Origin of the sequence: Pseudoalteromonas sp. 13-15, from assembly GCF_001468205.2 — a bacterium.
Lineage (GTDB): Bacteria > Pseudomonadota > Gammaproteobacteria > Enterobacterales > Alteromonadaceae > Pseudoalteromonas > Pseudoalteromonas marina.
Map to the genome: position 1 here is coordinate 347922 of NZ_CP019163.1, position 13903 is coordinate 361824.

The 13903-nt window shown below is 39.7% G+C and carries 11 protein-coding genes; 7 read left to right on the forward strand and 4 right to left on the reverse strand.

All coding sequences use genetic code 11. From position 1 onward, the window contains the following. The first annotated feature begins 96 nt into the window (after positions 1 to 96). Entirely contained in the window at positions 97 to 1320 is a 1224-nt protein-coding gene (locus tag ATS72_RS17085) for an alkaline phosphatase family protein (RefSeq protein ID WP_058429386.1), read from the forward strand. A 126-nt stretch (positions 1321 to 1446) separates the two neighbouring features. Here ATS72_RS17085 and ATS72_RS17090 read toward each other — a convergent pair whose 3' ends face one another. Together ATS72_RS17090 and ATS72_RS17095 are read right to left on the reverse strand one after the other, a co-directional pair. Further along, positions 1447 to 2190 (reverse strand): zinc-dependent metalloprotease family protein, encoded by a 744-nt coding sequence (locus tag ATS72_RS17090; RefSeq protein WP_006793508.1) that lies wholly within the window; start codon positions 2188 to 2190, stop codon positions 1447 to 1449. A 159-nt stretch (positions 2191 to 2349) separates the two neighbouring features. Continuing rightward, entirely contained in the window at positions 2350 to 3048 is a 699-nt protein-coding gene (locus ATS72_RS17095) for a hypothetical protein (protein WP_058429387.1), read from the reverse strand. A 354-nt stretch (positions 3049 to 3402) separates the two neighbouring features. On the opposite strand from ATS72_RS17095, the gene ATS72_RS17100 reads away from it, so the two are divergent. Then, positions 3403 to 4560: a benzoate/H(+) symporter BenE family transporter gene (locus tag ATS72_RS17100; RefSeq protein ID WP_006793510.1), complete on the forward strand. Its 1158-nt coding sequence runs from the start codon at positions 3403 to 3405 to the stop codon at positions 4558 to 4560. Between the two features lie 941 nt (positions 4561 to 5501). Here ATS72_RS17100 and hemH read toward each other — a convergent pair. Beyond that, entirely contained in the window at positions 5502 to 6521 is a 1020-nt protein-coding gene (gene hemH, locus ATS72_RS17105) for a ferrochelatase (RefSeq protein WP_006793511.1), read from the reverse strand. A gap of 74 nt (positions 6522 to 6595) precedes the next feature. Continuing rightward, on the reverse strand, positions 6596 to 7930 hold the full coding sequence (locus ATS72_RS17110) for an HD domain-containing phosphohydrolase (protein WP_033019531.1): 1335 nt from the start codon (positions 7928 to 7930) through the stop codon (positions 6596 to 6598). Positions 7931 to 8048: 118 nt separating this feature from the next. Here ATS72_RS17110 and ATS72_RS17115 point away from each other — a divergent pair, with 118 nt between their 5' ends. The 5 genes from ATS72_RS17115 (at position 8049) to ATS72_RS17135 (ending at position 13815) form a co-directional block, all read left to right on the forward strand. After that, positions 8049 to 8540: a response regulator gene (locus tag ATS72_RS17115; RefSeq protein ID WP_006793513.1), complete on the forward strand. Its 492-nt coding sequence runs from the start codon at positions 8049 to 8051 to the stop codon at positions 8538 to 8540. Continuing rightward, on the forward strand, positions 8537 to 9112 hold the full coding sequence (locus ATS72_RS17120) for a chemotaxis protein CheX (RefSeq protein WP_006793514.1): 576 nt from the start codon (positions 8537 to 8539) through the stop codon (positions 9110 to 9112). The genes ATS72_RS17115 and ATS72_RS17120 overlap by 4 nt, the downstream gene beginning before the upstream one ends. Then, on the forward strand, positions 9112 to 10389 hold the full coding sequence (locus ATS72_RS17125) for a PAS domain-containing sensor histidine kinase (RefSeq protein ID WP_058429388.1): 1278 nt from the start codon (positions 9112 to 9114) through the stop codon (positions 10387 to 10389). The genes ATS72_RS17120 and ATS72_RS17125 overlap by 1 nt, the downstream gene beginning before the upstream one ends. 295 nt (positions 10390 to 10684) lie before the next feature. Beyond that, complete coding sequence (locus ATS72_RS17130; protein ID WP_058429389.1) at positions 10685 to 12691, forward strand: EAL domain-containing response regulator; 2007 nt, start codon at positions 10685 to 10687, stop codon at positions 12689 to 12691. After that, positions 12688 to 13815: an HDOD domain-containing protein gene (locus tag ATS72_RS17135; protein ID WP_058429390.1), complete on the forward strand. Its 1128-nt coding sequence runs from the start codon at positions 12688 to 12690 to the stop codon at positions 13813 to 13815. The genes ATS72_RS17130 and ATS72_RS17135 overlap by 4 nt, the downstream gene beginning before the upstream one ends. Positions 13816 to 13903 lie beyond the last annotated feature (88 nt).

The window sequence follows — 13903 nt, forward strand, 5'->3', positions numbered from 1 at the left end:
AGGTACAGGTGCTTGTATCATTTAAGGCCTGGCAATTGTATTATAAAGTTATATTTTTCAGTATTTAACGTATTTTAATGTAGGCGAGTATTTGTAATGAAGTATGGATTTGTAAAGGCGATGATGTGGGCACTTTTGGTGTTGACCAGCCATACGGCGTTTGCAGCAAAAGAGCAAACGGTAGTACTTGTGTCGATTGACGGTTTTAGGTGGGACTACATTGAAAAACACGGTGCACCTAATTTAAAAGCTATGGCCGATAAAGGTGTAAGGGCACAAAAGTTAATACCGGTTTACCCCACAAAAACGTTTCCTAATCATATTTCTATTGTGACTGGATTATTGCCAGTGAATCACGGCATTGTTGATAACAAATTTTGTGACAAAGCGCGTAATAATGAGTGTTACAGCATGGGTAAAGCATTAGGCGACAGTACGTGGGTAAAAGGCATTCCGCTGTGGAACTTAGCTAAAATGCAGGGGCTTAAGTCGGCGGCGTATTTTTGGCCTGAGTCGGATGCGCGTTTTAATGGTATGACCCCCGACTATTTTTATCATTACTCTAAGCATAGTGAGTACCAAGGCCGGGTAGATCAAATTATTCAGTGGTTGAGCTTACCTAAAGCGCAGCGCCCTCGGTTTGTTGCGAGTTATTTTTCGTTAGTCGATAGCATGGGGCACGAATTTGGCCCCGATGCACCACAAACACGTGATGCAGTTAAACAGCTCGATACGTTAATGGGGCAGTTACACGCGCGTTTAAATAAATTAGAACAAGATGTGAATTTAGTGATTGTGTCGGACCATGGTATGGCGGTTGTTAACCCTGATAAAAGCATTTTGTTGAACACGTTACCTAGTGATGACGGTTTTATAGTTAAAAATACGGGGCCGCGTTTACTAATATATGCAAAACCCGAAACTAGCATAGCCGACATAGCCAATTACAAAGCGCGTTTACGCGAGGCGGCAAATGGCCGTTATACAGTGTTAACTGATGAGCAGTTGGCTGGGTATTATTATAATAAAGGGAGCCGTGTGGGCGATATTATAGTGCAAACTAACGCGCCTGCTGTATTTACCAGTAAGGGTAAATCGACTTATGTTGGCACACACGGTTACGCTTACACAGACGACATGGCAGCCACGTTTATTGCAACTGGGCCTGCATTTAAACAAGGTGTAAGCCTTAAAAAAGTAAATAACCTCGACATTTACCCGGTGCTTGCAAAAGTAATGGGCTTAAAGCTATTAAATAAGGTAGATGGCGATGGTAAAACGTTAATGCCGGCTATTAAGCAAAAGGTTGTTGTGCATTAAAAAGAGCGCATAAAGCGCTCAAAAGGGACTAAGGCTAATCCGCAAAATAGATCACTTAATTAAACGGATTGGACTAACAAAATAACGTAAGCGGGCTGATAAATTGGCCCGCTTTTATGTGCTCATTTATTTAAAGTTAGCAATACTTGTTTTTGTAGCCGTTACAGTGCGAATTGCGTATGCCTGGTTTGTAATACCGTAAGGAATACCGTTTACGCTCCAATTTGGGTTAGAGAAGTAATCGTACTGTGTTGCGCTACCAAATACTTGTGGGTACGCCATGATACTTGCAAACTCGTTTTGTACCCCGTGGCCCATGCCATCAGTGTAAACACCACCCGACGTATCACCTTGTTTACGTGAATGCGCTAAGCCTTGGTTATGGCCTAGCTCGTGTACAAATGTGCTTGCGCCACAATCAATCGCTGTAATTGAGTACATACGATCGCTCATTGAGCTGTAAAGGTTGCCGTTTGTACCTTGCCCAACCCATGCTAAACCACATGAAATTAAGCCAGCACCTGCACTTTGACCCATACCTAGCACTGCTACCATATCGGCTTTCCAGCCTGTGCGTAGGTTATCTACGTAGCTGCTGTTTGTTACTGCATTAAGCCAATCTTCAGATGGAGTAATTGCGTAGTCGCCTAAGTTTTGCGAGCCCACTAAACGCAGCGTAATGTCTACGCCATTTTGGCTGTAAACTTGATTACTAAACGCAATAAGCTGGTTAATTTTTGTATTAATATTGCTGGTTGCTGCAGCCGACTGGTCGGTATATAAAATACCAATATCGATTGTTTCTGCTTGAGCTGTGCTTGCAGCGCACAATGCAGCTGCTACTGCTGTTTTGATGATTACATTCTTCATTGTTGTATTTCCTTACTCTTGTAGTGGTTAATATAGTTATTATTAAATTTTGCTTAAGCATAACGAGCACGCTTAAGCAGCCATTTAATGGGGCTTAATATAAAAATTTAGGTAATAGCAATCCGCGATAGCACTTAATTAAGCGGGCGGAATAAGTGATTAGCCGTCGGTTTTAGGCGCAAACATATCGCCAGTGTTATCGGTTTTTGGTTGTGGGGCACTTACGTTGTGCTCAATATGGCTTTTATATAAATCGCGTTTAGCGGCTATCCAGCCGTATTGGCCTTTGCTTTCAAATACGTAGTTACCAGAAGGCGCGGTAAATTGGCCGTATATAGCGTCTTTCCCAACGGTAAGTACCGTGTTGTGCATACGTCCGTCAACGCCAAGTACTTTTCCAAAAATACTTTTGTCACCATTGGCTGACTCAATAACGTTAGTGACTTCGGCTGTATAAGTTTCGGTTGTTTGTGGAATAGCTAAGTCAAAGTTTTCGCCTGTTTTTAGTGCTTGTAAAGTGGCTAGATCAAACTCTATGTAGGCCTCGTTATTAAGGTCGGTAGGCAGTACTTTGGCATTGGTAAGTACTGCTTTGGCACGATCTGATAAGCGGTTTACCGCGTCAAAGCTTTCAAATGGGGCTGTTTGTTCTATTTTAGGCGTGGCTTTTATAGGGTCTTTACTCATATCAATAGGCACAGGCGCTTTGGTTGTGCGTGTTTTTTGCAGATCAATAGGAACAAAATCGATCGCTATTGGAGCAGTAGGCTCCTCGGCTTTTTTGGTCTCAATTATTCCTTTGTAAATGGCAAATGCGAGTACCGCAGTAGCAATGGCAGCAATGATTAAACGCTTCATTTGTTTCTCTTTTGGTGTTTTTGGTTAACTATTTGTTACGTTTTATACTAAGTAAGTGATTAGATCAAGTTTGGCTTTATAGTATTAATGTATTGTTTTTTGATTTTTTAAGTTGTTGTAAAGTAATGGTTAGCTTATTTTTAGTACATTTTAGGTATTGCTTTTTGTAGGCTTTATGCGGCCTGTGGCGCTTTTATAGGTACTTGTTTGTTTTTTAAAATGCAATAATTTAAAGGCTCAAAACTTTTTAAAATAAAAATGAAAATAATTCACGATTCTTACACTAATAGTTAATTGCATTGTAAAAATGAGCAACGTATGTTGTGTGCATAAAAATAAATGCAAGAGGGATATATGGCGTTTTCAGATCAATTACTTAATCGAGCAACCGCTGGATTAGTGGCAGTGATTATTGGTTTTGCAAGTTCCATTGCATTAATTTATCAGGTTGTGATCACCCTAGGGGGGACGCCTGATTTAGTTGCGAGCTGGATTTTAATGCTAGGTTTAGTAATGGGAACAACCTCAATTGGTTTATCTTACTATTACAAAGTTCCTGTTTTAATTGCATGGTCGACCACCGGGGCTGCTTTGCTTATATCAAGTGCACAGGGGTATAACCTAAACGAGGCGGTTGGAGCATTTATGTTTGCCGCGTTGTTGGTTTTTTTGTCTGGTATAACGGGTTGGTTTGAAAAAATAATGAACCGAATACCCAGCGAACTTGCCTGTGCCATGTTAGCGGGCGTGCTGGTTACTTTTGGTATTGATGTATTTAATTTTATGAATGATATGCCCTTAGTTATAGGGTTAATGGTATTGGTTTATTTTGTAGGTAAGCGCTTTTTTGCGCGCTTTGCCATGCTAAGCGTGTTAATTGTGGGGGTGTTATTAGCGTGGCAATTTGGTCATGTAGATACTAGCGCATTGCAGTGGAAAATGAGTCACTTTACCTATATTGCGCCTTCGTTTAATTTACAAGCCTGTATAAGCATTGGTTTGCCTTTATATATTGTGACAATGACCTCTCAAAACTTGCCAGGTATTGCTGTGTTAAAGGCGCATAATTACAAAGCGCCTATTTCGGCATCGCTTAATGTGACGGGGCTAGTAAATGTGCTTTGTGCGCCGTTTGGAGCGTATTCAATTAATTTAGCTGCGATTACGGCGGCTATTTGTATGAGTGATGAGGCTGATAAAAACCCGGATAAACGCTATTGGGCAAGTATTGCGGGTGGTGTGTTTTACATTTTAATGGCGTTGTGTGCTGCAACTTTAGTCGGTTTGGTGGCAAGTTTGCCGCAGGCACTTATTTTGGCGTTAGCGGGTATCGCTTTGTTTGGCACTATTGCAAATAGTTTGCAGCAAGCGTTAACGGGTTCGCAATATACTGAGGCTGCAATAGTGACGTTTTTGGTTACGGCGTCTGATTTAACGATGTTTTCAGTAGGATCTGCTTTTTGGGGAATTATAGCGGGCGTATGTACAGTAATGATCACTCGTAAGGGTTAATGATGGTGGGTTACTTAAAAGCGCTGCGTCTCTTACCCACTTTGTGATCAATTGGCTTTTAAAACTGTAATGCACAAAGAGAATAAAATGAGAAGTAAATGAGCCGAGCAATACCAATGTTTAGTTTGTTTTTGTAGACGTAGAGCTTGCTCACGTTAGAAGCGGCAGCTTCTTGTTATTTAATAATAAATATGACCACAGAGCACACCGAGGCGCTTTGCGCTACACAGAGTTAAAAAATTTTGGTTTGGTCACTTCTCCTGGCCTTCACTTTTCGGTGGTGAGTTAATTACTTTATACCCCGTAAAAGCGTTGCTTTTAAACGCCAGCAAGCTGCGCGTCTACCAGTAAATTTAGAAATAATGGGCTTTCAAAACTGTAATGCACAAAGAGGAGTGAATGAGGAGTAAATGAGCAGAGCAAAGCTACTTGATTTAAGTTATTGGTTTTAATAACGAGTCACTTAATTACTACTCTAAAAGCGCTGCGTCTCTTACCCTCTTTGTGATCAATTGGCTTTTAAAACTGTAATGCACAAAGAGGAGTGAATGAGGAGTAAATGAGAAGAGCAATACCAATGTTTAGTTTATTTTTGTAGACGTAGAGCTTGCTCACGATAGAAGCGGTAGCTTCTTGTTATTTAAAAATAAATATTACCACAGAGCACACCGAGGCGCTTTGCGCTACACAGAGTTTAAAAAATATTGGTTTGGTCACTTCTCCTGGCCTTCACTTCTCGGTGGTGAGTTAATTACTTTATACCCCGTAAAAGCGTTGCTTTTAAACGCCAGCAAGCTGCGCGTCTACAGGTAAATTCAGCCATGGCATTGTAAATGATGGGCTTTTCACTAACTCTAAAAGCGCAGCGTCTCTTAACCTCTTTGTGAATTATTGGCATAAAAAAAGGCGTTAATATTAACGCCTTTTTTATATTGAGTTGATTACAACATTGGTTTTAACACATCAAATATGGCTTCAATGTGGTCGTCTCTGTCGTTTAAAGCTGGGATGTAGCGGTATTTTTCGCCGCCCGCTTCTTCAAATATTTCGCGGTTTTCGCCTTCTAACTCTTCTAGTGTTTCAAGGCAGTCGGCGCTAAAAGCAGGGCTTATAATTGCCACATCTTTAATGCCTTCGGCTGGCAGGCTTTCTAGCGTTGCATCTGTGTAGGGCTTTAACCACTCTGCTTTACCAAATCGGCTTTGGAAAGTGCTAATGACATTGTCTTTATCAAGGCCAAGCTTTTCAACAACAAGTCGCGTTGTTTGTAAGCAAAGGCAATGATATGGGTCGCCGTTGTCTAAAAATAATTTTGGCATACCGTGGTACGAAAAAACAATTTTTTGCGGCATCCCGTTGGCTGCTAGATCTTCGCTTATGCTATTAGCTAACGATTCAATATAAGTGGTGTTTTTGTGGTAACCATTTATAAAGTGAAGCTCAGGCACCCAGCGCCATTTGCGTAGCACGCTTGATACAGCGTCAAATGTAGACCCTGTTGTAGGGCTTGAATACTGCGGATACATTGGCATGATAATTATGCGTGTAAGGCCTTTGTCTCTTAGCTCTTCAAGGCCAGCTTCTATTGAAGGGTTGCCATAACGCATGGCCATAACAACTTCGGTGTTTGTGTAGCCTTTTTGCTTTAACAATGTGTTGAGCTTTTCGCTTTGCTGGCGCGTAATGTGCGTGAGAGGCGACCCGTTTTCTGTCCAAATGCTTTTGTATAACTTTGCTGAACGTTTTGGACGTACTCTTAAAATAATGCCATGTAATATGATCATCCAAACAAGGCGTGGTATTTCTACTATGCGTGGGTCAGATAAAAACTCGCGTAAGTAGATACGCAGTGCCGCGGCTGTTGGGGCGTCTGGGCTCCCTAAGTTAGTAAGCAGTATTCCCGTTTTTTGATTAAAACGCCCGTCGTGGGGATTGTCGGTTACGGCAGAAAATCGCGACACGTTGTGCTCCTTCAAGCAAAGTTATATGTATATTTTAGGCTTATTGTAACGAAAAAAAGCCTGCTTTAGATCAATCATTTAGCGCTTTTAATCATAATTCTGAAGGGGGTTGGTTTTTTTGCTTCAAGTTGTTGTAACTTTTCAATTGATTTACGGCTAAACACATGGCCTTTGGGCAGTAACATAATGCCAGTGTGGCTTTGTATCGAGTTCCCTAATACCATATTTTCTTTAAGCTCTTGAGCATTACAAATAGTGACCGAACCCGCTGTGCTTTTCTTCTCTTTCATTTTGTTGTGGCTGGCTTCAAGTGCTCGCACAATTTTTGGATGATAAAACGTACCGCTGTAAAGTTTTATAGTGTCGAGTGCATGCTGGTGATGTTCGGCCTCGTTATCGCCCACACTTTGTTCATAAGCTTCCCAATAATCACGTGCAACGCTTAATACCATGGCACCAATGGGTATTTCGTTACCCGAAAGCCCTTTAGGTAACCCGTTGCCGTTATAGCGCTCATATTGATAGTAAATAGCATCAGATACATCGTGTAAATGCAGTGCAGGCATAAGCATTAGTTGCGCGGTGCTTGGATGTGTGTAAAAGGTTTTGCGTTGTACTTCGGTTAGTTTATTCACTGGTTTTTTATAAAGATCGGGGTCCATGGCTAGCAATCCTATTTGTGCTAGGTAACCCGCAGTTGGCGCAAGTTCGATACTTTTTTGCGATGCATTTAGATACAAGGCTATATGCGTACAGGTATTGGCAATGTTTTGTGCTCTGTTGCCATCGAGATAAGGGTTTGCATTGATAAAATTGTAGAGCAGCTCTACGGTAGACTTATGCTCGTTTTTTTCTCGTTCATTTGCTTTTTCAAGCTGCCTGAGCACTTGTTTTATTTGCTTTGTACGCTTTTCTACTCTGAGTTCTAACGACTGATTCAGTTCGGTTAATTGCGCATTTTGTTTTTTTACATGCGCTTGAAGTAGTTCGTTGTGCTTTTTTAAGCGAAACTTTTCAACTGCTGATTTTATAACACCGATTAAGTGATCGTTTTGCCAAGGCTTTTGAATGTAGGCGTTAATACCCCCATCGTTTACTGCACTAACCGTTGACTCTAAATCAGAATAGCCCGTTAGCAAAATACGTTGAGTATCAGGAGCTAGCTTTTTTGCTTTTGCTAAAAACTCTGCGCCGCTCATTTTGGGCATACGCATGTCACTTATGACCACATCAAACTGTGTGGCTGTCATTTTTTGAAGTGCGTCGTGTCCGTCGGTCGATACAACCACATTAAATTTGTTCATTCGTAACAGCCGTACAAGTGACTTTAAAACACTTGCTTCGTCGTCTAGGCATAAAATGTGGGCAGGTCTGTTGTTAAATTCTTCTAGTTCAGAGGTTTTTTGCATAAAAGTAAAGCCAGCCAAATCTGATATACGGTTAAATTTAGTCTAACCTCGGCTTATAAACAACTGAATTGGCAGATTTTATTAATCGCAACAAACTTTATTAAAGCGTCAATTTAAAATGCATAAAAAAACAATTAAAACCCAGCATAAAAAGCGAATTTTAGGCTATTTTTTTGCAGAAATTACTAATTACTTCTACTCTAAAACAGAAGGTTACGTACTAATATTGTATAGCGAGGACTGTATGCCAATACCGGTTACAATAGCTGATGACTCAGCACTTTCAAGAAAAACAATTAAACGCGCACTTCCTGAAGATTGGGATATTACAATTCACGAAGCCAAAAATGGGGTTGAAGCGCTAGATGCTGTGCATGCCGGGTTAGCAGAGGTACTGTTTTTAGACTTGCAAATGCCACAAATGGATGGCTTTGAAGTGCTAAAAGAGCTGCAGCAAGAGCATCAAAAAACCATTGTTATAGTGATTAGCGCAGATATTCAACCTGCAGCACAGGCGCTTGTTAGCTCTATGGGCGCTTTTAGGTTTTTACAAAAGCCTTTAAAAGCCGACCAATTACGCGAAACCTTGCTGGATGTTGGCTTGTTATGATTGAAATAAACGAAGACGAGCGCGATGCGCTTCAAGAAATAATGAACATTTCTATGGGGCAAGCGGCCGATGCGCTTGCTCGACTCATTCAAACCAAAGTGTCTTTGTCAATTCCTGCTATTCAAGCAATGTCTCCAGAAGATTTTCAGGGAATGATTAATAGTCTTTCAAATAACTGGTTTGCACGACAGTCGTTCACGGGCACTATTCGTGGTGAAGTGATAATGAGTATGCATAAAGACGGTTGCAATGCGTTGGCTGAAGTAATGGATTTTGACTTACCGCTTGATGAAGCCGCAACAGAAGAACTTGTTTTAGAAATTACCAATATTTTATCTGCTGCTTGCCTACAAGGCTTTACCAGTCAGCTTGAGTTATCAACGCAATTAAATATGCCTGCGTTTTATTATCCGGTGCAATCTGCTCACAGTAATGAGTGGTCGTCTATTTTAATTATAGAAGTTGAATTTTTTATTGAGCAAATGCAATTCGATGCGCGCATACTCATTGGCTTAAGTGAAGGGTCTATTGAACAGCTGTTAATACCAATCAAAGCCTTATTGGAGGATTGATGGAAAAAAGCGAGTTTGAACGCGTCATTGAGCAACTTCCTATTGGTGCCTGTATTATAAATCAGGATATGACAATCACTTTCGCTAACCCTACGTTTTTAGGTGGATTAACTATTCGCCAACCCGATTTAGTTGGCCAACCTCTATTAACTGTATTTGAAGAACAAGCGCGTTTTTTAAAACGTAAAATTGACAGTGTATTTATTTTAAAAAACCCAAGCTTTAGTTACTGGCAACAACGCCCCCATGTATTCCCCATGCGAAGCAGTCGACCCATTACAGGGGATGAATCGCAAATGTACCAAAATGTGCAATTTATGCCGCTATCAAATGAAAATGCCGAGGTTACGCATGTCAGTATTTTTGTGACAGATGTAACCGCAGAGGCCAGTTATTTTATTCAGCAATCTGATTTAAAAAATGCGCTAGAAGACGAGCATCAACAATTAAAAGCACTGCATCAAGAGTTAAAAGTAGCGCAAAAGAAAATGCTGCAATCAGAAAAAATGGCGTCTATAGGTCAGTTGGCCGCAGGGGTTGCACATGAAATTAATAACCCAATAGGGTTTGTGAGCTCAAACCTAGAAACGCTCAAGGATTATGCGTTAAAACTAATAAAAACAACGCAGACGCAAAAAAAAATCATTGTAAAACAGGCTGAAGATCGCTTTATTAAATTACTTGAGGATGTATACGAACGCCAGGGTGTTGACTTTATACTAGAAGATTTACCGGAGCTACTCGATGAGTCGCTAGATGGTGCAGAGCGAGTTAAAAAAATTGTTAATAGCTTACGAGATTTTGCATTAAGCGATGAAGAAAGCTGGATGGAAGTGGACTTATGCGCTGAGATTGAGTCTACTTTGATTGTGTTAAAAAATGAGCTCAAATATAAAGTTCAAATTGAAAAGCAGTTCCCTGCAGAGCCTGTTTTTTTATGGGGTAAGGCCAGTAAAATACGGCAACTCTTGTTTAATACTATTTTAAACTCGTTACAAGCGATGGTTTCTGGAGGAACACTGACCATTGAGTGTAAGCAAGAACAAGACAAAATAAAGCTTATTATTGAAGACACTGGCGCAGGTATTGCTGAGTCTGATTTAGAGCGAATTTTTGATCCCTTTTTTACAACCAAAGAGGTTGGGCAAGGTACTGGCTTAGGCTTGTCTGAGGTGTACACCATCACTGAAGAGCACGAAGCAAGTGTTGATGTACTGAGTAAAGTCGGTGAAGGCAGTCGCTTTGTGTTTGTTTTCAATACCCCAAAAAGTTCATGAGCTAAAAAAACAGCGCTAAGAGAGGCATGTTTTGTGACTAAAGGTTGGTTGAATAGTGTTGCTGGTATTGTTTATTATTAGCTAATTATATTGGATTGGTATTTTTTATTATGTTAATTCTTTATGGTTGGGTTGGTGGTTTGTAGATAGCAAGTGATATATTTGCATTAGGGTTACATGTTATTTAAATGTAAATTACTGTTACCCTATCATTTTAATGACGGCAGGCCTTTTAAGTACTGTTGTATTAGCTGTTTTGATCTTTTTTAAGATTGAATAACAATAGGAGCCAATAGTGGAACCTAGTATCCTTTTGGTTGATGATGAAGTTAATGTTTTGCGCTCTTTACGGCGTGTATTGCAGCGTGCCGGCTTTAAGGTAAGTGTAGCCGAAAGTGGCCCTGAGGCGCTTGAATACTTAAAAACAAGCGACGTATCTATTATTGTGACTGACTACCGAATGCCCAATATGACTGGGGCTGATTTACTTCGAGAAGTTAAAATTCACTGGCCAGAAATAATAAATATAGTGCTTAGTGGTCATGCTGATTTTAATTCGGTGGTTGAGCTTCTTAACCAAGGACTGGCGATTAAGTTTTTACAAAAGCCTTGGAATGAAAATGAACTGATAACAACCATTGAACAAGCGCAACAACTCTATTGCAAGCGTATTGCTCAGCACGAGCGTGACCAACTACTTTTAGGTAGCGTTACCGCGCTTATTGAAATAGACGAAAATGGTAAAATAACCCGTTTTAATGCGCCTGCGCAGTCTTTGTTTTCAGGTTTATACAGCTTTGTTGATGATTACATAATTAATATAGACGCACAGCCAAATAAAGACGACTTGACGGCCTTTTTGAGTAATCAAACCAATATGTTATTTATTGCTCGTAAATGCGCAGAAAGCGAAAAAGAATACGAGTTTATTTTGGAGCGTTATTGGTCTGATGATTTTTGTCAGTTGCTTAAGCTGTCGGTTAACCCTAGTAAGTCGAGTGACAAATTTTTAATAGAAAGCTTTGGTGATTTTTTAATTAAAGAACCTGCTTTTTATCAACAGCTAAATGAGTATGAAGGTGAAAACACTAGCTACACGGTTATTTTTATCGGTATTGCTAAATTCGAACTTATTGCTGATTTATTAGATTACCAAAGCGCTTACGAGTTTACACATTTGCTTGCAAAAGTATTGCACAATACCTTTGGTGAAAAGGTGAGAATGTGTCAAAAGCATTCTAACCAGTTTATGTTATCTGTACCTCACGCAAGTAACGATGCCACATTACTTGCCGCTCTTAATAAAACAATGAGCTTATTTAGCGATGCGATACCCCAGCGTTATAAAGGAATGAGTTTAGAGCTTTATGGGGTTTACGGCATTTTTCCTGAAGATGTTTTGTCGGGCAAGGAACTTATAAATCATCTTAGCCTGAACATGAATTACCTAGCAAAAAAACAGCAACGCTTTTTTACACGCTTTGATGCAGAGTTAGTAAACGATTACCGAAAAAACTTTGAACTAAGTAGGCTGCTTTTTAAAGCAATTGATAACGAAGAATTTAGTTTATGTTTTCAGCCAAAAATAGATCTAAAAACACATAAGGTAAGTGGTGCTGAGGTGCTTATTAGGTGGTATGAGCCGACAAAGTATGGGTGGGTGTCTCCGGCTTTGTTTATTCCTATTTCTGAATGTGATGGCCAAATTATCGCTATAAGTCGATTTGTAATTTCACAAAGTTTTAAACAGCTTAAGCAATGGAACATGCAAAAAGTTGAAGTAGGTAAACTCGCTATAAACCTTTCTGCTCGGCAAATTAAAGAAGACCCTGAATGGATAGACTTTATGCTTGAGTCTCTAAATGAGAACAACCTCAGCGCATCAAACATTCAGTTTGAGTTAACAGAAACCTACTTAATGGATGATCTAACAAAATGCCAACTGCAAATAACCAGATTAAGAAGCTTAGGGTTTGAAGTCCAAATTGATGATTTTGGTATAGGTTATTCATCACTTGCGTATCTTTCAAAGTTATCAATCGATGGCATAAAATTAGATAAAGAGCTGATAAGTGGTTTAGATTCATCCCTTGAAATGCAAAGTATGATCAGAAACATTGTGCGTATGTCTCATGATCTTAATTTAAAGGTGATAGCAGAAGGAATCGAGACGGCTCACGAATGTAAATTGGTAGAAAGACTTGGCTGTGATTATATTCAAGGTTTTTATTTTTCTAGACCTTTGCCTGCTGATGAGTTTTATGATTACTTGATAAATACAAATGTGCGCGGTGATGAATGAAAACAATGAGAGTAGTTTTATTTGACGACGAGCTGTTTATATTAAAGGCGCTACATAGAACTATTAACAGAATATACCCCGCTGCTGAAGTTATTACGGTGAGTGAAATAAATGAATTTTGGTCTGTGCTTAAAAATAATAAATCAATAGACCTAATTATAAGCGATTACTTAATGCCGCACGTTAATGGATTAGATGTGTTAGAGCGCTGTTTAATTGAAAATTCGTACCCAGTGAGGGCTTTGCTCACGGGGGACCCGTCGTTAACCGAAAAAATGCGTCAATGTAACGTTGTGCATATGTACCTTGCTAAACCATTCAATAAAGAAGATTTAATACTTTTGTTTAACAATGTGGCAGAATTAAAAGCACTACCGTTTTCAGAAAGTATGAGAAGAAAACTGGGGGCAATGTCTAGCTTTCCGGTTTATCCCTCACTGCTGCAAGAGCTCAATACGCTTATTAATAGTGGAGAGTTCGACCTAGCTGAAGTAGCCGAGCTTGTCTCTAAGGAGCCTGTTATTGTTGCTAAGTTGCTGCAACTTGCTAACTCGGCCTATTTGGGCTTTACACGTAAAACAGTCTCTATAGAAGAGGCCGTTTCTCGCCTTGGTACGACTATTTTATTGTCAATTAGTACATCATTATTAATGGCAGAAAATTTGCCTCCTTCTATATCGGCCATCGATCACGAAAAGCAAATACATGTTGCAACACATTATGCTAGTTGTGTTAAAAAATTTGCACAACATATAGGTATGAACTTAAAAGAGCAGGCTTTGCTATTTTCAGTGGCGCTATTGAGTTTTGTTGGTAAATTAATAAATGTTGAAGAAGTGACGGACCAACACAAATTAACTGAGCCTGAGCAAAGTATAAATTACCTTCATGTATCTGCTTATATCATGAAATTATGGGGGCAGAGTACGCAGGTGTGCGCATTAATTTTAAACTCCAATGAGTTAAAAACCCCCGCTGATAATTTGAGTAATACCCTTTATATTGTTCATCAAAAGTTATTTCAAAAGCAGTCTAACGAGGTCCTTATTGTTGGTTGTCAGCAACAGGGGGTTTGTTCATCCTTTTGTGAAGCAATAAATACGTTTGAGTGGGAAGTGTTTTAAGCTTAACCTGCCTGTTTATCGTCAATTTACACATTTATTTACAGAACAAAAAGGAGATCTGGTTGCGTATTTTCAGTTTGGCAACTAA

What these genes read in the sequence shown, in the direction of transcription:
- ATS72_RS17125 (WP_058429388.1), top strand. Translation starts at nt 9,112, where the DNA reads ATGGAAAAAAGCGAGTTTGAACGCGTCATTGAGCAACTTCCTATTGGT.
- ATS72_RS17090 (WP_006793508.1), bottom strand. Translation starts at nt 2,190, where the DNA reads ATGAAGAATGTAATCATCAAAACAGCAGTAGCAGCTGCATTGTGCGCT.
- ATS72_RS17095 (WP_058429387.1), bottom strand. Translation starts at nt 3,048, where the DNA reads ATGAAGCGTTTAATCATTGCTGCCATTGCTACTGCGGTACTCGCATTT.
- ATS72_RS17115 (WP_006793513.1), top strand. Translation starts at nt 8,049, where the DNA reads ATGCATAAAAAAACAATTAAAACCCAGCATAAAAAGCGAATTTTAGGC.
- ATS72_RS17100 (WP_006793510.1), top strand. Translation starts at nt 3,403, where the DNA reads ATGGCGTTTTCAGATCAATTACTTAATCGAGCAACCGCTGGATTAGTG.
- ATS72_RS17110 (WP_033019531.1), bottom strand. Translation starts at nt 7,930, where the DNA reads ATGCAAAAAACCTCTGAACTAGAAGAATTTAACAACAGACCTGCCCAC.
- ATS72_RS17085 (WP_058429386.1), top strand. Translation starts at nt 97, where the DNA reads ATGAAGTATGGATTTGTAAAGGCGATGATGTGGGCACTTTTGGTGTTG.
- ATS72_RS17120 (WP_006793514.1), top strand. Translation starts at nt 8,537, where the DNA reads ATGATTGAAATAAACGAAGACGAGCGCGATGCGCTTCAAGAAATAATG.
- ATS72_RS17135 (WP_058429390.1), top strand. Translation starts at nt 12,688, where the DNA reads ATGAAAACAATGAGAGTAGTTTTATTTGACGACGAGCTGTTTATATTA.